The sequence below is a fragment of the Thiocapsa rosea genome, assembly GCF_003634315.1.
Classification (GTDB): Bacteria; Pseudomonadota; Gammaproteobacteria; order Chromatiales; family Chromatiaceae; genus Thiocapsa; species Thiocapsa rosea.
In genome coordinates this window covers 5,119,196-5,138,574 of record NZ_RBXL01000001.1, presented here as the reverse complement: position 1 = coordinate 5,138,574, position 19,379 = coordinate 5,119,196, and the positions used below count along the sequence as shown (strand labels likewise).

The 19,379-nt window shown below is 64.0% G+C and carries 19 protein-coding genes; 15 read left to right on the top strand and 4 right to left on the bottom strand.

Features of this window, described 5'->3' with window-relative positions; translation table 11 throughout:
• Positions 1-42: 42 nt before the first annotated feature.
• Genes BDD21_RS22840 through BDD21_RS22825 form a run of 4 tightly spaced genes read left to right on the top strand, consistent with a single transcriptional unit; the run spans position 43 to position 4,689 of the window.
• Positions 43-1,320 carry a formylmethanofuran dehydrogenase subunit B gene (locus BDD21_RS22840; RefSeq protein ID WP_120799126.1) on the top strand — a complete coding sequence of 426 codons (1,278 nt, stop codon included), beginning with the start codon at positions 43-45 and terminating at the stop codon, positions 1,318-1,320.
• Entirely contained in the window at positions 1,314-2,984 is a 1,671-nt protein-coding gene (locus BDD21_RS22835; protein ID WP_120799125.1) for a formylmethanofuran dehydrogenase subunit A, read from the top strand. The genes BDD21_RS22840 and BDD21_RS22835 overlap by 7 nt, the downstream gene beginning before the upstream one ends.
• Positions 2,981-3,877, top strand: coding sequence for a formylmethanofuran--tetrahydromethanopterin N-formyltransferase (gene fhcD, locus BDD21_RS22830; RefSeq protein ID WP_120799124.1), 897 nt, complete (start codon positions 2,981-2,983; stop codon positions 3,875-3,877). The genes BDD21_RS22835 and fhcD overlap by 4 nt, the downstream gene beginning before the upstream one ends.
• Positions 3,874-4,689, top strand: a complete 816-nt coding sequence (locus BDD21_RS22825) for a formylmethanofuran dehydrogenase subunit C (protein WP_120799123.1) — start codon at positions 3,874-3,876, stop codon at positions 4,687-4,689. Before fhcD ends, BDD21_RS22825 begins: the two co-directional genes overlap by 4 nt.
• A 19-nt stretch (positions 4,690-4,708) precedes the next feature.
• Here BDD21_RS22825 and BDD21_RS22820 read toward each other — a convergent pair whose 3' ends face one another.
• From BDD21_RS22820 to mtoX, 3 genes are all read right to left on the bottom strand, one after another.
• Complete coding sequence (locus BDD21_RS22820; RefSeq protein WP_245969754.1) at positions 4,709-5,944, bottom strand: cytochrome-c peroxidase; 1,236 nt, start codon at positions 5,942-5,944, stop codon at positions 4,709-4,711.
• A 233-nt stretch (positions 5,945-6,177) separates the two neighbouring features.
• On the bottom strand, positions 6,178-8,061 hold the full coding sequence (locus BDD21_RS22815; RefSeq protein ID WP_120799121.1) for a cytochrome c peroxidase: 1,884 nt from the start codon (positions 8,059-8,061) through the stop codon (positions 6,178-6,180).
• Between the two features lie 73 nt (positions 8,062-8,134).
• Entirely contained in the window at positions 8,135-9,511 is a 1,377-nt protein-coding gene (gene mtoX, locus BDD21_RS22810; RefSeq protein ID WP_120799120.1) for a methanethiol oxidase, read from the bottom strand.
• A gap of 381 nt (positions 9,512-9,892) precedes the next feature.
• Between mtoX and BDD21_RS22805 the strand changes: the two genes are divergently transcribed.
• From BDD21_RS22805 to pqqE, 7 genes are all read left to right on the top strand, one after another.
• Positions 9,893-10,462: an SCO family protein gene (locus BDD21_RS22805; RefSeq protein WP_170164869.1), complete on the top strand. Its 570-nt coding sequence runs from the start codon at positions 9,893-9,895 to the stop codon at positions 10,460-10,462.
• 38 nt (positions 10,463-10,500) lie between these two features.
• Positions 10,501-10,866: a 4a-hydroxytetrahydrobiopterin dehydratase gene (locus tag BDD21_RS22800; protein WP_120799118.1), complete on the top strand. Its 366-nt coding sequence runs from the start codon at positions 10,501-10,503 to the stop codon at positions 10,864-10,866.
• Between the two features lie 257 nt (positions 10,867-11,123).
• Positions 11,124-11,345 carry a pyrroloquinoline quinone precursor peptide PqqA gene (gene pqqA, locus BDD21_RS29295; RefSeq protein ID WP_425470268.1) on the top strand — a complete coding sequence of 74 codons (222 nt, stop codon included), beginning with the start codon at positions 11,124-11,126 and terminating at the stop codon, positions 11,343-11,345.
• A 95-nt stretch (positions 11,346-11,440) separates the two neighbouring features.
• Entirely contained in the window at positions 11,441-12,355 is a 915-nt protein-coding gene (gene pqqB / locus BDD21_RS22790; RefSeq protein ID WP_120799117.1) for a pyrroloquinoline quinone biosynthesis protein PqqB, read from the top strand.
• A gap of 16 nt (positions 12,356-12,371) precedes the next feature.
• Positions 12,372-13,109: a pyrroloquinoline-quinone synthase PqqC gene (pqqC, locus tag BDD21_RS22785; RefSeq protein WP_120799116.1), complete on the top strand. Its 738-nt coding sequence runs from the start codon at positions 12,372-12,374 to the stop codon at positions 13,107-13,109.
• Positions 13,106-13,393 carry a pyrroloquinoline quinone biosynthesis peptide chaperone PqqD gene (gene pqqD, locus BDD21_RS22780; RefSeq protein WP_120799115.1) on the top strand — a complete coding sequence of 96 codons (288 nt, stop codon included), beginning with the start codon at positions 13,106-13,108 and terminating at the stop codon, positions 13,391-13,393. Before pqqC ends, pqqD begins: the two co-directional genes overlap by 4 nt.
• A complete protein-coding gene (gene pqqE, locus BDD21_RS22775) occupies positions 13,359-14,498 on the top strand; it encodes a pyrroloquinoline quinone biosynthesis protein PqqE (protein WP_120799114.1) in 1,140 nt (379 codons plus the stop codon). Before pqqD ends, pqqE begins: the two co-directional genes overlap by 35 nt.
• Positions 14,499-14,526: 28 nt before the next feature.
• On the opposite strand, the gene pip is transcribed toward pqqE, so the two are convergent.
• A complete protein-coding gene (pip, locus tag BDD21_RS22770) occupies positions 14,527-15,480 on the bottom strand; it encodes a prolyl aminopeptidase (RefSeq protein WP_120799113.1) in 954 nt (317 codons plus the stop codon).
• Positions 15,481-15,612: 132 nt separating this feature from the next.
• On the opposite strand from pip, the gene BDD21_RS27610 reads away from it, so the two are divergent.
• The 4 genes from BDD21_RS27610 (at position 15,613) to BDD21_RS22755 (ending at position 19,368) form a co-directional block, all read left to right on the top strand.
• Positions 15,613-15,921, top strand: a complete 309-nt coding sequence (locus BDD21_RS27610; RefSeq protein ID WP_147431201.1) for a hypothetical protein — start codon at positions 15,613-15,615, stop codon at positions 15,919-15,921.
• A 94-nt stretch (positions 15,922-16,015) separates the two neighbouring features.
• The gene (locus BDD21_RS22765; protein WP_281269165.1) at positions 16,016-17,944 is read left to right on the top strand and encodes a methanol/ethanol family PQQ-dependent dehydrogenase; all 1,929 of its coding nucleotides are present in this window, start codon (positions 16,016-16,018) and stop codon (positions 17,942-17,944) included.
• A 93-nt stretch (positions 17,945-18,037) separates the two neighbouring features.
• Complete coding sequence (locus BDD21_RS22760; RefSeq protein WP_120799112.1) at positions 18,038-18,505, top strand: c-type cytochrome; 468 nt, start codon at positions 18,038-18,040, stop codon at positions 18,503-18,505.
• Positions 18,502-19,368, top strand: coding sequence for a substrate-binding domain-containing protein (locus BDD21_RS22755; RefSeq protein ID WP_342769616.1), 867 nt, complete (start codon positions 18,502-18,504; stop codon positions 19,366-19,368). Before BDD21_RS22760 ends, BDD21_RS22755 begins: the two co-directional genes overlap by 4 nt.
• Positions 19,369-19,379: the final 11 nt, after the last annotated feature.

The following is a 19,379-nucleotide window of genomic DNA, read 5'->3' as shown; positions in this document are numbered from 1 at the left end:
CCGGCCCGCGCAGGGCATCGAACCTTCAGCGCAGAGAACACCATGTGGAATGCCGAACCGGCCGGTCGCCGCGATAACCTGACGTGCCCTTTCTGCGGTCTGGCCTGCGACAATCTGCGAGGCGCCGGCGACGGTCATCTTGTCGAGCCGACCGGATGCCGTTCGGCCGATGATGCCTTCTCGAGTATCGCGCATCTGCCCCCATCGACACCCGCGATTCGGGGCCGACCGGTACCCCTCGTCGAGGCACTCCAGCATGCGGCCGGGCTGGTTCATGCGGCCCATGCTCCGCTGTTCGCAGGGTTGGTGACGGATGTGAACGGCATGCGGGCCGTATTGGACCTCGCCGATCGTTGCGGTGCCGTGCTGGATCACCACAACGGCGATGCGCTCTTCCGCAACCTCCTCGTCCTCCAGGACGGCGGTTGGATGACGACCACCCTGACCGAGGCGAGAAACCGTGCCGATCTCATCCTGATGGTCGGCAACCAGTGCCTCCGAGAGTTTCCGCGTCTCATCGAACGGGTGCTGGTCCCGACTGAAGCCTTGTTCTCGTCCCCGGAGGACCGGCGTCTCGTATGGCTCGCCCCCCCGGACGCGTCGCCGGTTCCGACAGCACTTCAAGCACTGCAACCCATCCGAATCCCGGTCGCGCTCGAGGATTTGGCGGGCGTTGCGGGCATTCTGCGAGGCATGCTCTCGGGCCGCCCGGTGCGTAGCGATGCTGTTTCCGGGATCCCGGGCGGTTCGCTGGTGGATCTGGCTGAGCGACTGCGCGTCGCTCGTTATGCCTTGGTCATCTGGGCGGCCGCGGAGCTCGATTTTCCCCATGCCGAGTTGACGGTCCAGGCGCTGGTCGAGCTAGTTCGGGATCTGAACGAAACCACCCGCGCCGCCGCGTTGCCCTTGTCCGGGACGCTCGGAGATCTGACGGCCAGCCAGGTCTGCACCTGGCAGATCGGCTATCCCTTGCGGGTAGGCCTGCAACAGGGTCGTGCGACCTACGATCCCATGCTCAACCGATATCAGGATCTGATCGCCCGCGACGAGTGCGACCTGCTGGTGTGGGTTGCTGCGCTCCCGACGCCGTCTGGACCTCCCCCGAGCGTTCGACCCACCATCCTGTTGGGCTACCCGGGGATGAGTCTGGACTGGACGCCGGAAGTTTCCATCCCGGTGGGCCTGCCCGGTATCGACCATCCCGGACATTGGTATCGCACGGATGCGTCTTGCCCGCTGCCTCTGGGACGAATGCGGGACCTGGGCCTGCCGTCGGTGGCCGAGGTCATCGCAGGTTTGAAGGAGCGGCTGCCGTGCTGACCAAGCTCGCCGGCGGCCGCCTGTTCGATCCGGCAAACGGGGTCGACGGCGAGGTCCGCGATCTCTACATCCGCGACGGCCGCATCCTGTCCGAGGCGCCATCGGGGGAAGTCCCGCAGCGGACCTACGCGCTCGACGGAAAACTCGTCATGGCCGGCGCCATCGACCTTCACACCCATATCGGCGGGGGGAAGGTCAACATCGCCCGTACCATGTTGCCGGAGGATCAGCGGGCCCATGTGCGTCCACGCACGGCCCTGACCCGCTCGGGCGGCGGGCATGCCGCGCCCGCGAGCCTGGCCGCGGGCTATCGCTATTCCGAGATGGGCTACACCACCTGCTTCGAGCCGGCGGTGCTGCCCATCAATGCGCGGCAGGCCCATATGGAGATGGCCGACACCCCGATGCTCGATACCGGCGGATACGCCTTGCTCGGCAATGACGATCTGCTGCTGCAACTCATGAGCGAGGGCGCGAGCCAGGAGACGATCAACGACTATGTCGCTTGGACCCTGCGGGCGACTCAATGTATCGGAATCAAGGTCGTCAATCCGGGCGGTATCAGTGCTTTCAAGTTCAACGCCCGGTCGCTGGACGTCGACGAGCGGCACCCGCACTACCCACTGCGTCCTCGCGACATTCTGCGCACCTTGAGCCGGGCGATCGCGGAGCTCGGGGTTCCGCATCCGCTCCATGTGCATGCGAGCAACCTCGGGGTGCCCGGAAACTACAGCGCCACCTTGGCCACCATGGACGCGGCGGAAGGTTTGCCGATCCACTTAACCCATATCCAATTCCACAGCTACGGGACGCAGGGCGATCTCCATTTTTCCTCGGCTGCCGCCGAGATCGCCGAAGCTGTGAATCGGCGCCGCAACGTCAGCATCGACGTGGGTCAGGTCATGTTCGGCCAGACCGTGACCATCTCGGGCGATACGATGCACCAGCATGCCAATCATCGCCATGCCCATCCCGGCAAGTGGACCTGCATGGACATCGAGTGCGAGGCGGGCTGCGGGGTCGTGCCCTTCCGTTATCGCGACAAGAACTTCGTCAATGCACTCCAATGGGCGATCGGCCTCGAGCTCTTCCTCATGGTGGACGACCCCTGGCGGGTCTTCCTCACGACCGACCACCCCAACGGCGCCCCCTTTACCAGCTACCCCAGGCTGATTCGCCTCCTGATGGATCGGGGCTTCCGCAACGAGCAGCTCGCCCGGATCCACCCGGAGGCCGCTGCCATGAGCTGTCTGGGATCCCTGCAACGGGAGTACAGTCTCGACGAAATCGCCATCATGACCCGGGCCGGTCCTGCCCGCCTCCTCGGACTGACCGACCGGGGACATCTGGGCGGCGGCGCACGTGCCGACATCACGGTCTATCATCCGCTGGCGGACCCCGAGCAGACCTTCGCGCGGCCCATGCTGGTCTTCAAGGCTGGTGAGGTCGTGGTGGAGGAGGGGGCCATCGTCCGTGTGGTGCGAGGGGCGACCCAGGTCGTGCGCCCCGAGTACGACCGGGCTATCGAACAGCGCGTCTCGGACTGGTTCGACCGCTATCACACGATGAGCTTCGACAACTTCGCCATCTCCGACGACGAGATGGCGGAAGGTATCGGCAGCCCGATCGAGGTCCATGCCTGCCGGCCGCGAGGTGGCGTATGAGGCTCAACGGCATCCCGATCGACGACACCTTCGCCGAGGCATTCGGGATGACGGCCACGCGCCTGATCATCACCGCGCTGAACCCCCATTGGGCACGTGTGGCGGGTGAGACCATGACCGGCTTTGCGACCTCGGTCATCGGCTGCGGGGTCGAGGCCGGGATCGAGTCCGAGATCCCCCAAGCAGAGACGCCGGACGGCCGCCCGGGGATCAGCGTGCTGCTGTTCGCCATGTCGGGGTCGGACCTGGCCAAGCAGGTCGAGCGGCGTGTCGGGCAGTGCGTCCTCACCTGCCCGACTACAGCTGTGTTCTCGGGCATGGCGAGCGAAAAGCCGGTCCCGCTCGGCAAGAGCTTGCGTTTCTTCGGCGATGGTCATCAGATTTCCAAACAGATCGGAGGTCGGCGTTTCTGGCGCGTCCCGGTCATGGACGGCGAGTTCCTCTGCGAAGAGATGACCGCGCGGACCAGCGCCGTCGGCGGCGGCAACTTCCTGGTGTTGGCGCGCACGCTACCCGGGGCGCTGGCGGCCTGCGAGCGGGCGGTCGAGGCGATCCGACGGCTGCCCGACGTCCTCTTGCCTTTCCCCGGCGGTATTGCCCGCTCCGGCTCCAAGGTCGGCTCCAAGTACAAGGCACTGATGGCCTCCACGAACGATGCCTATTGCCCGACCCTGCGTGGACTGGTGCGATCCCGACTCGAAGCCGAGACCGGCGCCGTGCTCGAAATCGTCATCAACGGGCTGACCGAGGCGGACGTGCGCGAGGCCACACGCGTCGGCGTGCGTGCCGTCTGCGACCTCGGGCCGGACGCCGGGGTGCTGCGCATCTCGGCCGGTAACTATGGCGGCAAGCTGGGTCCGTTTCATTTTCACCTGCGGGAGATCCTCACATGAGCCCGCTGACGCTGACCCTGCGGGAGGCGCCGCGCCAGCGCATCGAGATGTCGGCCTTCACGCCCGGTCGGCTTGCCGAGTCGTCCGCGGAGGCGATCCGACGTCTGCCGCTCTGGGTCGGGAATCGACAGGTCCCGACCGGTGATCTCTTTACTGTCGACGAGGGCACGCGCGAGGATCTCGTGATCCGTTCCGACAGCGATCGCCTGGACGGCATCGGAGCGGGATCGACCCGAGGGACCATTCGAGTCGAGGGCCGCGCCGGGGCCTATCTGGGGCGGGATCTGCGGGGCGGGAGCATCCGGGTGAGCGGAGATGTCGGCATCTTCGCCGGCACCGGGATGACCGGCGGGACACTGCACATCGGGGGGAACGCCGGGGACTTTCTCGGCGCCGCCATCCCCGGCGAGCGTCGGGGGCTGCGCGGGGGACGGATCGAGGTTTACGGCAACGCCGGCGATCGCGTCGGAGACCATCAGCGGCGCGGTCTGATCCTGATCGCCGGGGATGCCGGCGACTATTGCGCATCCCGGATGACCGCGGGCACCATCCTCGTCCTGGGTCGGACCGGCGCACAGACCGGGTTCGCGATGCGTCGCGGCACGATCCTCCTGACCGCGCAGCCGCGCCTACCGCCGACCTTCAACCACAACGGCCCCCATGCGCTCGGGTTCCTGAGACTCTTCGCCGACGCGTTGGCCACCCGCGACGGTCCCTTCTCCCGATTGGATGCCCGCGGCATCACTGTCGACCGCTGGCTCGGCGACCTCGCCAACGGCGGGCAGGGAGAAGTCCTGGTGTGGGCGCCTTGAGCATCCGGCGGATGCGGGATCATCGTCCCCCCGCCTCGCCGATCGGCGCCGCGAAGGCATCCAGGACCAGGGTCCGGTACTCGCCCGTCAATGATTCGAGGAAGGCGACCAGATCGGACCGTGCCTCGGGCGTCAGCCCGAGGGGGCGGAGACGTGGATCCTGCAGCGGATTGGGCTCGCCGCCCCGGTCATAGAAATCCACCACCTCGGCCAAGGTGCGCAGCGAGCCGTCGTGCATATAGGGCGCCGTGAGGGTGACATTGCGTAGGCTCGGTGTGCGGAATCGCCAGCGGTCGGCAGGATCGCCGGTGATGTGATAGCGCCCGAGATCGTGACTTCGGCCCGGCCGCGACACCGAGGCCAGGGCCGCCGGCGACAGGGTTCCGAAGACGCCGGGGGCCAGGGTCACCGGACGGGGCGCCGAGGCATGCGTCGGCGCCATGTCACGGGCATACCCCGTCCCCGTGTTGTGCAGACCGTCATCGGTGAAGAGTGCATGATCCTCGCCGACGATATGACAGGCGTGGCAGCCGGCGTCGCCCGTAAAAAGGGCGAAGCCACGCTGTGCGCTCTTGCTCAGGGCGTCCGCGTCGCCGCCGAAATACCAGCGATCGAAGGGCGAATCGGCGGAGACCAAGGTCCGTTGGTAACTCGCGAGCGCCATGCCGACACCGTCCATGGTGGCCGGACGGCCATCCAAGGCGAGCTCGAAGAGCCCTGCATAGTCGGGAAGGTCGCGCAGGCGCGCGAGGACGTGACCGATCGATGGATTCGCCATCTCCAGCGGGTTGATCATGGGCTGCCAGGCCTGGTGCTCCAGGGTGCGCTCGCGCCCGTCGTGGAAGAGGACGCGCCGATAGGCGACGTTGTAGAGCGTGGGGGTATTGCGGCCGACGTCGCGTCCCTCGAGACCCACCGCGGTTGCCAGCTCGTTGCTCGTGAATCCCTGCTCCGGGATATGGCAGATGGCGCAGGATTGGGTCCCGTTCAGCGAGAGCCGGCGGTCGAAGAAGAGCTTGCGGCCCAATGCGATCTTCTGCGCGGTGAGTGGGTTGTCGGCCGGCTCGGGCACGGGGGGCAGGCCCAATGGAGGGGTTCGGACCCGTGCCGAGAGATCCGCCTCCACGCCGACCCGCGCCGCGAGTGCGCGCGAGCGGGTTTGGTAATCGGGCCGTTCGTAGCCGGTCCGGTCATCGCCGGGGCCATCGACGACTGCGATGGCCCCGGGCGCGCAGAGGAGAGCGGCCGCGAGCACGGCTGATCGGCAGATCGATGGCCGGGGGTTCCGAGTCCTTCCCATCACGCTAGCCCCTGAAACCGGATCCGAAAAGGCGTCGATGGGGCACGGAACAACAACGGGTCGAAGGCATTTTTTGGTTCACTCTGCCCGCAAGTAGTGAGTCGGATTCCAACCCTTGAGAACCTTGGCGCTCAAGTGGAGCCTTTGAGCTTTTTCAAGGCGTTCTGCGATGGCCCGATGCGCCCGGCTCAATCGCTTCTGCGACCGGCGGGCATCCCGATCGGCGCGACAGCGGCGTCGGCCTCGATCAGGGCGAGATTGTCGCCTTCCAGGGCATGCAGAAAGGCCACCAGATCCGCCCGGTCCTGCGCCGAGAGACCGAGCGGTCGGATCCGCTCGTCCAACTCGGGGTGGGGATGGCCGCCGCGGTCGTAGTAGGCCACGACCGCGTCGAGGTCCGTCAGGCTGCCGTCGTGCATATAGGGGGCGGTCACCGAGACATTGCGCAGGCTCGGGGTGCGGAATCGCCAGCGATCGACGGGGTCCTGCGTCACCTCGTAGTGTCCTAGGTCGTTGTAAGGGCGCTCCTCGGTCCCGGCGACGGCCTGCAGGTCCACCTCGATCCGCACGCCGGGCACGATCTCCAGGGTCCGTCGGCGTGGCTGCGGCTGCATCGAGTGAGCCCAGCCGATCCCCGTATTGTGGAGACGCTGGTCCGTGAAGAGCGCATGGTCATCGCCGAGCCGATGGCAGTCGGCACATCCGGCCCGGCCCGTGAAGAGTTCGAAGCCGCGCTCGGCCGACGCATCCAGGGCGCCGAGCTCCCCGCCGTAGTACCAACGATCGAACGGTGATTGACCGGAGACCAGCGTGCGCAGATAGGTCGCCATCGCTTCGCCGAGGGTCTCGAGCCCCGCGGGCCGACCGTCGAAGGCCGCCTCGAAGAGCCCGCGATAGTCCGACGCGGATTGGATCTCGTCCAAGACCATGGCGACGGACCGATTCCCCATGCGGTTCAGGTCGAGCAGCTCCTGCCAGGTCAGACTCTCGAGGAAGCGCTCGCGACCGTCGGGGAAGAGCGGGTCGACATGACCGACGTTGTAGAGGCTCGAGGCGTTGCGCCGCAGCGAGCGTCCGCCGATGCCGACGGCCCGCGACATGGCGTGGTTGGTGTACCCCTGTGTCGGGATGTGACACATGGCACAGGAGAGTGTGCCGTTGGCGGACAGTCGGCGATCGAAGAACAGACGACGCCCCAGATCGATCTTGGCCGCGGTGAGCCCCGTGTTTCCGGAGGTCTGCGGCGGCGCGGGTAAGGGGGGTAGACCAAGGGGTGGATGGCGGGTCTGCATCAGCAGCTCACGGGTCCGCGGGGACTCGACGGCGGGGTCTTGCGGTCGAGGGGCTGTGCCCTCGCGGGCTTCGAGAACGAGGGTCTGCAGGTCCGCCAGGACCAGATCCGGATGCAGAAACGATGTGCTGTAGATGTTGCGCACTCGTTTCTCCCGATCGATCAGAAAGACGCGCAGCACGTGCGAGATGACCTCGCCGGATCCGCCCCCGGGCATCCGGGTCACGGACTGCCCATAGCTCGCGAGGATCGGGTCGAGCGCGGCCTCGGATTCGGCCGTGAGGAAGACCCACTCCGCGCCCTGTCCGATGAAGCCCGCGCCGTAGAGCCGCATCACCTCGGGGGTGTCGTGCACGGGGTCGAAGCTCAAGGTCAGCAGTCGCACCTGCTCGGCCAGCGCGGGATCCCGCGCGATCCTCTGGAACAGCCGATAGAGGACGTAAGTCGCCAAGGGGCAGCCGTTGACATCGCTGCAGGAGCTGTAGATGAAGCTCAGGATGACGTAACGGCCGTCGTAGATGTCGTGTAGACGAACCGGCTCGCCTTCGGTGTCGAGCAGGCCGCCGTCCGCCGCTCGGCTGATCACGGGCAGCCGATAGGCGCCCGGCTCCGGTGGTGCGAATCGCAGGTTGGCGTAGCCCGGCGCCAAGACCTGGGGCCTGGGCGGTGCACTCGGCACCCTCTCGGTGTCGAGGGTCGCCGGAGACCCGGCGGAGCCATCGAGGCAGACGAGGCCCGACAGCACCGCCAAGGTCAGGGCGCGGAGGCATCGCGAGCTCATGGAGTTGCCCGGCCCCGGTCGACGGCGCCCGCTCGGCGGGCGCCGACGCGATGCCCGGCCCGGCACGCTCGACTCAATCGTCGGACCTTGTCGCCGCGAGGGCGCCGGTCATGGCCGGGACAGAGGCCATATTGCCGTCGAACAGCGCGCGTGCATTCAAGGTGATCAGGTGTGCGCGGCCGAGTTTCTGCTCGTAGAAATCGATCTCGAAGCCCTTGCTCAGCTTCTCGCCGTCCCATCGGTACATCTTCAGGAACTGCTCGTCTTGGTCGTCCTTCTTGTCCCAGTTGCCCAGCAGCGAGGAGCTGAAGTACAGCCGCGTGCCGTCCCAACTCTGCGAGACCATGTTGACCTGAGAGCCGATCTTGAAGGTCTCGACGAGCTTGGCCTCGAAGGGATTGGACACGTCGAACAGGCGAGTCGAGCCATCCATGAACGTATTGACCCAGAGGAAACGGTCATCGGAGCTGATGGAGAAGGCCACAGGCAAGGGTATCTGCGAGGGGTCCCCGATGGTGCCGACCTCCTTGGCGGTCCAGCCCTGCTCTCGATGCTCGTAAATCAGCCAGATCTTGGAGGTCAAGGCAGTGGTCGTGAAGCAGTAGTTGTTGCCCCAGGCACAACGAATCTCCAACGGCGCCCCCGGGACATCGAAGACCTTGAGGGGCTGGCGCTTGTGCAGGTCCCACACCACGGCCGTGTTGCCGAAGCGTTTCATCGCCTCCTCGTCGGTCAGCATCTTGCCGAAATCCATCATGTAGTTCGACCACCCCGTGAAGGAGGTCGTCACCATGATGTTCTTGGCCGGTAGGAAGCGCACGTCGTAGCCGTAGCCGTCGGCATAGTTGCCGGTCTTCTCGGCGCCTTGCAGATTGTCGTCGGTCGGCAGCCAATAGGTCTCCACGTACTCTCCATCGTTGGTGTACTCCACCAGTGCGGTGCGTCCGCCATGGTCGGCGTTGTTGGAGAGGCCGGAGATCATCATGCGTCCGGGCAAGGCGAAGAAGCTGTGCGGACCCACGACACCGCCGCTGGCCTTCACGAAATCCTCGACAACCTTTTCGAGCTTCGGGGCTGCCGGATCGGAGTGGACGTCGAAGATGAAGATCTTGCTGGTGTCGAGCCCGCCGGCCCAGAGGTGGCGTCGATCATCCGTGTAGCCGGAGTGGTGCGCCTCGTTGCGCCCGCCCACCGACACCGTATGGATGACCTGACCGAAGTTCGTGGAATCGGGGTTGGTATCGACCGTGACCAGCTTGTCCTGCTCATCGCCGATTCCTTCGACCCCGAGGGTCCAGACATAGGCGACGTCTTCCTGGCCGAGGATCTTCGGCGAGTAGGGCGAGACACACGTCTCGTCGGCCTGAGCCAGGCCGACGAGTCCTGCGCTTAAGATGCCGAGGATAATCAGGGTGCTCGTGCCGCGGTATCGGAGAGTGGTGTACGACATCGTTCTTACCTCCAGACGTTTCTTCTAGTTCTTTGTCGGGGTCGTTTCGCGAGGCCGCGATCCGATCGATCGCCATTCGGCGCTGGACGATCCCGTTATAAAGAACCGCCGCGCAACTATCGCGCCATGCCTGAGTGCCGAAGCGGCCCGAACTCTGCTCGCGCGAATTCGTGATCCGTCGGTTCAATTGAATGCGTTGGGTCCGTAGCCTGTTCCGTTTCCGAGACACCGGTGTCCGGCAGTCGCGCGCCGGACGTGCTACCCCGTCGATCTCAAGGCGCCCGGAGGCGCGCATCGGCGACTGTATGCTGCAATCGGTATGGAGGCGTCATGCCTGCCGGCACGAGGTTTGCCTCGATCCATTGGCTGGAGGAACCAACGATGTCCCTATCACGAACGCTTGCGGCCTTGGTCGTCCTGCTCATGATCGACGCAGAGGATGTATCGGCGGGACCTCTGGGCGGGGACTTTACCTTGATCGATCAGCATGAGGCGCCTTTCGCTTTGGCCGACGCGCGCGGCAGGGTCGTGATCTTGACTTTCGGCTACGCCTTCTGCCCGGATATCTGTCCTACGACACTGGCCATGATCGCAGAGGCGCTGCGTCGACTCGGCGACCAGTCCGAGCGTGTGCAGCCACTTTTCGTCTCGCTCGATCCGGGGCGCGACACCTCGTCGCGGCTGCGCGATTACGCGGGCTTCTTCCACCCACGATTGATCGCCCTCACCGGATCTGCCGAGCGACTCCGAGAGGTCGCCGAGCTTTTCGGTGTGCGCTACGCCTTCGTGGACGAGGGGGCGGGGGGGCATTACACGCTGGATCATTCCGCTTCTATCTATGTTTTGAATCCCGAGGGCCGTCTCGCTCGCATCCTCCCCTACGGTCTGCCGGTCGAGGAGATCGTCAGAGCGGTGCGGGATCTGCTGGTGTCCGCAGAGCCCGCGGACTGAGGCCGAGGCTTCGCCCGATGTCAACGGAGGCATCATTCATGTCCGACGAGAAGACTTATCGCGAGGAAGAGATTCGCGAGCGCATCGCGACCGAGCTCCCCCACTGGTATTTGGAGGACGGCTGGCTGCGGCGCAAATACCGTACCGCCGGGTGGAAAAGCACGCTGATGGTCGTTAATGCCGTCGGCCACTTGGCGGAGGCGGCTTGGCACCACCCGGACCTGACCGTGTCCTATGCCTTCGTCATCGTCAAACTGGTCACCCACTCGGCGAAGGGCGTGACCGACAAAGACTTCGAGCTGGCCCGTAAGATCGAGGAAATAATCACTTGGCGGCCGGAGGCCGGCAGTGCGTTGGAGGGCACACCGGACGATCCTCGCTTCAAGTATCTGAAATACGACTAGCCTCCCAATGCCGGGTCGGGCCGCTCGAGTCAAACGCCCCTGCGGACGAACGAAACATGGGAGGCCTGCGGCCTAAAGTTGGCTTCGCGAAGACTGTTTCCCTCCGGGGTGCCCGGGTCAATCAAGTCGGCTTCTCCCGATGGCGCAGACATTGAGCAGACTGTTTCAACGATGACACAGAGCGACCTGTCGGCGAGGCGGTGCCCGAGCTTGTGCGGGCGGGGTCGCGCGGAGCTGTACGGAGAGCGGTCCGTGCGATGAGTTCGCCAAGACTGGCTCGTTTTTTGCGTAGTTCCTTGTCGCGACCTCCGACGCCTGAGGCGCGCGTGACCGGCAGACCGACGAGGTCGAGGCCAGTCGAACCGACATTCACCCGACCCAACAGCGACGAGGAGCAATTCGCGATGATCTGGACAACCCCTGCTTACGAAGACTTACGTCTGGGCTTCGAAATCAACCTCTACATCAACAATCGGTAGGCCCTCGGGTCGGATCGCCCTCGGCAGCGGTTGCCGCCGAGGGGGCGGATCTTCAATCGCCACGGATCCGCTGCCCCTTGAGTCGACTACGCTAAATGAAAATTCGCGTCTTGGGTTCCGGGGCGGGGGGCGGTTTCCCGCAGTGGAACTGCAACTGTCGCAACTGTGCCGGGGTGCGCAGCGGCCGGATCGCGGCACACGCCCGGACCCAGTCGTCCATCGCCGTCAGTGCGAACGGGCACGACTGGATCCTCCTCAATGCCTCCCCCGATATCCGATCCCAGCTCGAGTCATTTCCGGCCCTGCAGCCTGCGCGCCGGGTCCGGGACACGGCCATCCGTGCCATCCTACTGGTCGACGCCCAAATCGATCACACCACGGGCCTCCTGATGCTCCGCGAGCACACCGCGCCCTGGGATGTCTACTGCACCGAGGCGGTTTATGAGGACCTGACGACGGGCTTCCCGGTCTTCACCGTCCTGTCGCATTTCCGCGGGGTCATTTGGCATGAGATCGTTCCGCATGGAGGGGATTTCGTCATCCCCGGGTCCGAGGGGCTTGTTTTCGGTGCAGTGCCCCTGAAGAGCGAGGCACCGCCCTTCTCGCCGCATCGCCACAACACCGTCCCTGGCGACAACATCGGGGTGCGGATCCGCGACTCGGCAACCGGCGGGAGACTCTTCTACGCGCCGGGTCTCGGCAGCATCGACCCGCAGATCCTCAGGGAGATGGAAGCCGCGGATTGTCTCTTGATCGACGGGACGCTCTGGACCGACGACGAGATGATCCGGGGCGGCATCGGTGACAAACGCGGTCTCGACATGGGCCACCTCGCGCAGGCGAGCAGCGGCGGTCTGATCGAACATCTGAGCCGCCTGGACTGCACGCGCAAGATCCTCATCCATATCAACAACACCAATCCGATCCTCGATGAGACATCGCCCGAGCGCCGCACCCTCGAACAAGCAGGGATCGAAGTGGCCTACGACGGAATGGACATCGAGCTCTAGCGATCGAGGAGCGCCTATGAGCAATGCGACTGACATCCCCTGGTCACGGCAGGAGTTCGAGCAACGCTTGCGCGACAAGGAGCGCTACTACCATATCCATCATGAGCTCCACGTCCTGATGAACAGCGGGCAGGTCGAGCAGTCGGTGATCCAAGGCTGGGTCGCCAATCGCTTCTACTACCAAACCGCCATTCCGATGAAGGATGCCGCTATCCTCGCCAACTGTCCCGATCGCGAGATCCGTCGCCACTGGGTCCAGCGCATCATCGACCACGACGGAACCGCGGGTGACGAGGGCGGTATCGAAGCCTGGCTGGAACTCGGCGAGGCGGTGGGTTTGAGCCGCGCGGAGCTGGTGTCTCACACGCATCTGCTGCCGGGGGTGAAGTTCGCCGTCGATGCCTACGTGGACTTTGCACGCCGCCAACCCTGGCAGGTCGCCGCCAGCTCTTCGCTGACCGAAATGTTCGCGCCCACGATCCATCAGGCGCGGCTGGACGCCTGGCCGACGCATTACCCCTGGATCGAGCCCCGAGGTTACGCCTATTTCCGCAAGCGCTTGACTGAGGCGCGTCGCGATGTCGAGCAAGGCCTCGCCATCACGCTGGACTATTACCGCACCCGCGCCGATCAGGAACGGGCGCTCGAGGTGCTCCAATTCAAGCTCGACGTCCTCTGGACCATGCTCGACGTCATGTGGATCGCCTATATCGCCAAGCGCCCGCCGTATCACAACGTCGGTGAGCGTCCATGAGCACGGCGCTCGACGCCGACGCTGTCCCGCGCATCATGCCGATGTTCAGGCTCCAGTGGGAGGAGGCCCAGGGTTGTCACGTACTTCTTTATCCGGAAGGCATGGTCAGGCTCAACGGCCCGGCCGGCGAGATCCTCAAGCGCTGCGACGGCACGCGAACGGTCGCGCAGATCATCGATGACCTCTGCGTGTGGTTCCCCGGCGTCGAGAGCCTTCCCGACGACGTCTACACCTTTTTGAGGGTCGCTCATGAGAACCAGTGGATCAAGCCTCGCTCCGCCTAGGCCGCTGTGGTTGCTGGCCGAGCTGACCTACCGCTGTCCGCTACAGTGTCCCTACTGCTCCAACCCGGTAGACATCGCCCGCTATCGCGACGAGCTGACCACGGAGGAGTGGGTTCGGGTCTTTAGCGAGGCACGCGCGCTCGGGGCGGTTCAGCTTGGTTTCTCGGGCGTGGAGGCGTTGGTCCGCAAGGATCTGGAGATCCTGATCGCCGAGGCCCACGCGCTGGGCTTCTACACCAACCTGCTGACCTCCGGGATCGGTATGGACGAACGGCGCATCCGTGCGTTCAAGGATGCCGGCCTCGATCATATCCAGATCAGCTTCCAGGCGAGCAACGCGGAGCTCAACGATTTCATCGCCGGAAACGATTCCTTCCATCACAAGAGGGAGATGGCCCGGCTCGTCAAGGCCTACGACTATCCGATGGTGCTTTGTTTCGTGCTGCACCGGCACAACACCGACCAGGTGGCGGAGATCCTCGACATGGCCTACGCCCTCAAGGCCGATTACGTCGAATTGGCGACGACCCAGTACTATGGATGGGCACTGCTGAACCGTGACCAGTTGCTGCCGACCCGGGAGCAGGTGGAGCGCGCCGAGGCCGTTGCGCATCGTTACCAGCAAGAGTTCGCGGGCCGCATCAAGATTCTTTACGTCGTCCCCGACTATTACGAGGATCGACCCAAGGCATGTATGAAGGGTTGGGGATCCATCTTTTTGACGATCGCCCCGGACGGGACCGCGCTGCCTTGCCACGCGGCGGGAAGCCTTCCGGGACTCAGCTTTCCGAATGTTCGCGAGCATGGCATCGAATGGATCTGGAACGCGTCGCCCGACTTCAATCGGTTCCGAGGATTCGATTGGATGAAGGAGCCATGCAGGAGCTGCCCGGAGCAGACCAAGGACTTCGGCGGCTGCCGCTGCCAGGCCTATCTCTTGACCGGCGATGCCGCCAACGCAGACCCGGTCTGCGCCAAATCACCCCATCATGCCGAACTTGGGCGTCGGGTTCAGGCGATCGCCGATGCCCCGTCGGGGAATACCGTGCCGCTGGTCTTCCGCAACATGCGCAACTCCAAGCGACGGATCGAGAGCCACCCCTAGGTTCGGCCGGAGTGATGCGCGAGTCCATTCACGCCGACGCGGGACGTGTGTGAAATCGGTCGGTCTCGGAGACCAAGGCGTCGATGATTGCAGGGTCCGAGGCCGGGTGACCGGCCTCCTCGACCACTCGGAGTCGTGAGCCGGGAACGGCCCGATGTAAAGCCCAAGCCCCTTCGAGGGGACAAACCAAATCCCGAGCGCCGTGCACGATGACGAGGGGCACGGCCGGCAACCGCGCAGCCGCTTCCAAAACGGCGTTGTCGGCTAGAAAGTAAAGATGCCGGGCGTAGCGTGACTCGATGCGTGCCTGCGCCAGGATGCGGGCGGTGTCCGTGCCCGCCGACACAGCGGACCGGTTCCAGGTGACGACACGATCGCCCCAGGCTGCCCAGGCCAGTGCATACTCGATCGCGACGGCATTGTCCGGTCCGTGCAGGCGTCGAGCATAGGCCCCGATCGGATCTTGCTGCTCCCCGGCCGGGATCCGAGCGAGAAACGCTTGCCAGGCATCCGGCAACAGGCGAGCGACGCCGTCCGGTCCGAAGAACCAGTCCAGATCGCGTTGTCTGGCCAGGAAAGTGCCCCGCAGGACGAGCCCCAAGACCTCGGTGGGGTAGGTCTGCGCGTAGAGGAGCGCCAAGGCCGCGCCCCATGACCCGCCGAACAGCAACCAGCGATCGACCTTCAGCCCCGTCCGAATCCGCTCCATGTCCTCGATCAGGTGGGCGGTCTCGTTGTGGTCGCTTGAGCCGGCCGGGGTCGAGCGCCCGCTGCCGCGCTGATCGAAAAGCAGGATGCGATAGTGCCCGGGGTCGAAATAGCGGCGGTGATCCGCTCGACACCCCGAACCAGGCCCTCCATGCAGAAAGATCACCGGGATGCCCTCGGGGCAGCCGCACTCCTCCACATGCAGGCGATGCCCCGCACCGACATCTAGATGATGGATCGCGTAGGGCTCGATCGGTAGATAAAGCGGATTCATGGCCGAGACTCCCGTGACCGAGACCGACAGTGTGCTCCATCGGTGATACAGGTATGACACGCCACGTGAGCACATCGGCGCACCGCGAGAGATCTCGGTTCTGCCCGAAGAAGGCACCTCTAGCGAACGCCCATGGCCATCCTTGACGATTCGCTCTCGAATACGCGTTGCGATGCCTTGCCCCGCCAAGTGCTCTGGGCTGCTCTGCGAGACATGCACTCATCGCCCGGATCCGAAACCGTGCCGAGCCTCTCGGCGCTGTTCAGCTCAATCTATTATGGCATAACAGTTGCTGATATGGCATCGGATGTCAGCCAACCAAGGGCAAACCGACGATTGCAGCTCGCCCGATTCGGTATATCGAACCGTCGGACCGTGGTGCATCAGCAGGCGGCCGGAATTGAGTCGAGCGATCCGTATATCGACAGTGCCGATCCTTAGCTCGCACGGATACATTGGAGATAAATTCGTGAGGTTGCGCCGGAAAGGTATTTGCAATCCATAACACATCCCGATCGAGGAGGTCTTGAGGCTCATGACACTCATGAAGAATCAAATTGTTTTGGTGGTCGTCGCTGCAGGACTCGTCTATTACGTCGGGGACAGGGCTGGTCAGCAACGTACGGATGCAGCCGCACCGCCCGCTGCGGCTGTTGCGGCGACCGCGCCAACCCCGGCCGGAGATGGCTCGGCGGCTGCGCCGACTGCCAAACCGCAGCTGGCCGTCGCCAGTGATTTCGCTCAGGCGAGTTTAACCGAGCTTCAGAACGACCCGAATATCTGGGTGATGCAAAACGGCAACTACGCAAGCACGCGTTACAGTGCGCTTGACCAGATCAATGCGGTGAACGCGAAGGACCTTCAGGTCGCCTGGACCTTCTCCACCGGTGTGTTGAGAGGCCACGAGGGCGGTCCTTTAGTGTTGGGCGATGTAATGTACGTGCACACGCCGTTCCCCAACAAGGTCTTTGCACTCGATCTCAACAACGACGGCAAGATTCTCTGGAAGTACGAGCCGCGCCAGGACACCAGTGTGATCCCGGTCATGTGCTGCGATACGGTCAATCGCGGATTGGCCTATGCGGAGGGCAAGATCTTTCTCTATCAGGCAGACACGACCCTGGTAGCCCTGGATGCGAAGACCGGCACCAAGCTCTGGTCGGTGGTGAACGGGGATCCGACCAAGGGGGCAACCGGTACCGCAGCCCCGATGGTGGTAAAGGACAAGGTCTACGTCGGCATCAGCGGGGGCGAGTTCGGTGTGCGCGGCTATCTCACCGCCTACAACACGGCCGACGGAGCGCAAGTGTGGCGCGGCTACTCGATGGGTCCGGACTCGGATACGCTGATGGATCCCGAGAAGACGACGCATCTGGGTAAGCCGGTCGGCAAGGACTCGGGTACCGCGACCTGGGAAGGTGACCAGTGGAAAATCGGCGGGGGCACGACCTGGGGCTGGTACTCGTACGATCCGGAGCTGAATCTCGTCTATTACGGCACGGGCAACCCGAGCACCTGGAATCCCAATCAGCGACCGGGTGACAATCGCTGGTCGATGACCATTTTCGCGCGTGATGCCGACACCGGGATGGCCAAATGGGTCTATCAGATGACACCGCACGACGAATGGGACTACGACGGTGTCAACGAGATGCTGCTGGTCGAGAAAGAGATCGACGGCGTAATGCGCAAATTGCTGGTGCACTTCGACCGCAACGGCTTCGCCTATACGATGGATCGCTTGACCGGCGAGTTGCTGGTCGCGGAGAAGTTCGACCCGGTCGTAAACTGGGCTACCCATATCGATATGGACACCGGTCGCCCGCAAGTGGTCGCGGAATTCTCCCCGGCCGCGAACGGCGAGGACGTCAACACCAAGGGCATTTGCCCCGCAGCCTTGGGCACCAAGGATCAGCAGCCGGCATCCTACTCGCCGCGGACCGGGATGTTCTATGTCCCTACCAACCATGTCTGCATGGACTACGAGCCATTCCAGGTCTCCTACGTAGCGGGGCAGCCCTATGTCGGGGCGACGCTGTCGATGTTCCCGCCCGAGGGGAAGGATCACCTGGGTAACTTCATCGCTTGGGATGCGGTGAAGGGCGAGATCAAGTGGACGATTCCGGAGAAGTTCTCGGTGTGGAGCGGGGCGCTCGCGACGGCCGGGGACGTCGTCTTCTACGGCACGCTGGAGGGGTATCTCAAAGCCGTCGATGCCAAGACCGGCGAGGAGCTGTATCGCTTCAAGACGCCCTCCGGCATCATCGGCAACGTCAATACCTACACGCACAACGGCAAGCAGTACATCGCCGTTCTCTCCGGTCTCGGCGGTTGGGCGGGAATCGGGATGGCCGCTGGGCTGACCGAACCCACCGAGGGCCTCGGGGCGGTCGGGGCCTACTCCAGCCTGAGCGACTACACCCAGTTGGGCGGGCAACTGACGGTTTTCGCCATCCCGAATTGAGGTCGCCCCGACCTCGCACCCCTGCCGCCCCGGCTGGCTTCAGCCGCGCGGGGCGGCAATTCCCACGCGGATGACCATTGAGTTTCAAAGATCATGAACCTGACGAGCTTTCCGGGACATCGCAGGGCCACGGCGGCGCAGCATCTGGCCGCCGCGTTGCTTGGCGGCGCTTTATTTTCACCGGCGATTTCGGCGGACTATTCGAGCTTCAAGTTCTCCCCCGAGACTCCGTATTACGTCGAAGACAACAAAGTCGATTTCGGCACGTACAACGGCTTTCGCCGGTACCATTCCGAATGCCACACATGTCATGGCCCTGCCGGTATGGGTAGCGCCTATGCCCCGGCGCTCATGAAATCCATGGAGGTCTTAACCTTTGACCAGTTTGTTGAGGTCGTGATCAACGGCCGCACAGGTATGGATCAGCGGGTGATGCCGGGATTCGCGAGTAATCTCAATGTCCTGCCTTATATCAGTGATCTATATGCTTACTTGAAGGCGCGCTCCGACGGCGTGGTGGGCACCGCAAGACCTCCCAACTTCCCGAAAGTCAAACCGTGAACAATCTCGACCGTCCCCGGTGTCGGCGACGCGGTCGGCTCCTTGCCGGGGCAGTGTGCCTCTTGGCGCTTGCGGCTAGCGCTGCGGCTCAAGCTACTGGTGCTGATCGCGAGGCGCGCAGCAGCGAGTTCTTGACGGTTTGCGGAGATTCCAATCACTTGCCGTTCTCAAATGATCGGTACGAGGGCTTCGAGAACAAGATAGCGCAGTTGATCGCGGACGAATTGGGACGCCCGTTGTACTACCGGTGGTGGCCGCAGACCGTCGGATTCGTGCGCAACACGATCCGGATGCGACTTTGCGATCTGATCATGGGAATCACCTCCGTGAATGAGTTGGTGCAGAACACCAACCCTTATTATCGTTCGGTTTATACTCTGGTCTATCGCAGCGACTCGGGGCTCACCCTGACTGCGCTCGATGATCCTCAGTTGAAGTTGAACCAACTTCGGATCGGCGTTGTCGCCGGGACTGCACCGGCGACCCTTCTAACGCGCTATGGTCTCTGGGATCAGACGCGTTCCTACGAGCGGGCCGTGGACCCTCGTCTCTATGCGCCGGCCCGTGACGCCGTGACGGACGTCGCCGCCGGGGATCTGGATGTTGCACTGGTCTGGGGCCCGATCGCCGGGTATTATGCTGCCCGTCAGGCGGTCCCTATGACCGTTGTGCCTTTACCCGGAGAAATCGAGTCGGTCCAGCTTGCCTTCAACGTCTCGATGGGTATTCGCGATCGCGAGACCGAGTGGAAGCACGAGCTCAACACTCTGTTGAATCGTTTGGCTCCGCGGATCCAAGCGATCCTGCTCGACTATCATGTGCCTCTACTCGACCAGGCGAATCATCCGATTCTTCCCGAGTGATCGCCCCGTCA

Excerpts from the sequence above, each read along its gene's own strand:
- pqqE (WP_120799114.1), top strand. The coding sequence starts at position 13,359 with ATGAGAACCAGTGGATCAAGCCTCGCTCCGCCTAGGCCGCTGTGGTTG.
- BDD21_RS22825 (WP_120799123.1), top strand. The coding sequence starts at position 3,874 with ATGAGCCCGCTGACGCTGACCCTGCGGGAGGCGCCGCGCCAGCGCATC.
- BDD21_RS22840 (WP_120799126.1), top strand. The coding sequence starts at position 43 with ATGTGGAATGCCGAACCGGCCGGTCGCCGCGATAACCTGACGTGCCCT.
- fhcD (WP_120799124.1), top strand. The coding sequence starts at position 2,981 with ATGAGGCTCAACGGCATCCCGATCGACGACACCTTCGCCGAGGCATTC.
- mtoX (WP_120799120.1), bottom strand. The coding sequence starts at position 9,511 with ATGTCGTACACCACTCTCCGATACCGCGGCACGAGCACCCTGATTATC.
- pip (WP_120799113.1), bottom strand. The coding sequence starts at position 15,480 with ATGAATCCGCTTTATCTACCGATCGAGCCCTACGCGATCCATCATCTA.
- BDD21_RS22805 (WP_170164869.1), top strand. The coding sequence starts at position 9,893 with ATGTCCCTATCACGAACGCTTGCGGCCTTGGTCGTCCTGCTCATGATC.
- pqqC (WP_120799116.1), top strand. The coding sequence starts at position 12,372 with ATGAGCAATGCGACTGACATCCCCTGGTCACGGCAGGAGTTCGAGCAA.
- BDD21_RS22815 (WP_120799121.1), bottom strand. The coding sequence starts at position 8,061 with ATGAGCTCGCGATGCCTCCGCGCCCTGACCTTGGCGGTGCTGTCGGGC.
- pqqB (WP_120799117.1), top strand. The coding sequence starts at position 11,441 with ATGAAAATTCGCGTCTTGGGTTCCGGGGCGGGGGGCGGTTTCCCGCAG.
- BDD21_RS22765 (WP_281269165.1), top strand. The coding sequence starts at position 16,016 with ATGACACTCATGAAGAATCAAATTGTTTTGGTGGTCGTCGCTGCAGGA.
- BDD21_RS22800 (WP_120799118.1), top strand. The coding sequence starts at position 10,501 with ATGTCCGACGAGAAGACTTATCGCGAGGAAGAGATTCGCGAGCGCATC.
- BDD21_RS22760 (WP_120799112.1), top strand. The coding sequence starts at position 18,038 with ATGAACCTGACGAGCTTTCCGGGACATCGCAGGGCCACGGCGGCGCAG.
- BDD21_RS27610 (WP_147431201.1), top strand. The coding sequence starts at position 15,613 with ATGGCCATCCTTGACGATTCGCTCTCGAATACGCGTTGCGATGCCTTG.
- pqqD (WP_120799115.1), top strand. The coding sequence starts at position 13,106 with ATGAGCACGGCGCTCGACGCCGACGCTGTCCCGCGCATCATGCCGATG.
- pqqA (WP_425470268.1), top strand. The coding sequence starts at position 11,124 with ATGAGTTCGCCAAGACTGGCTCGTTTTTTGCGTAGTTCCTTGTCGCGA.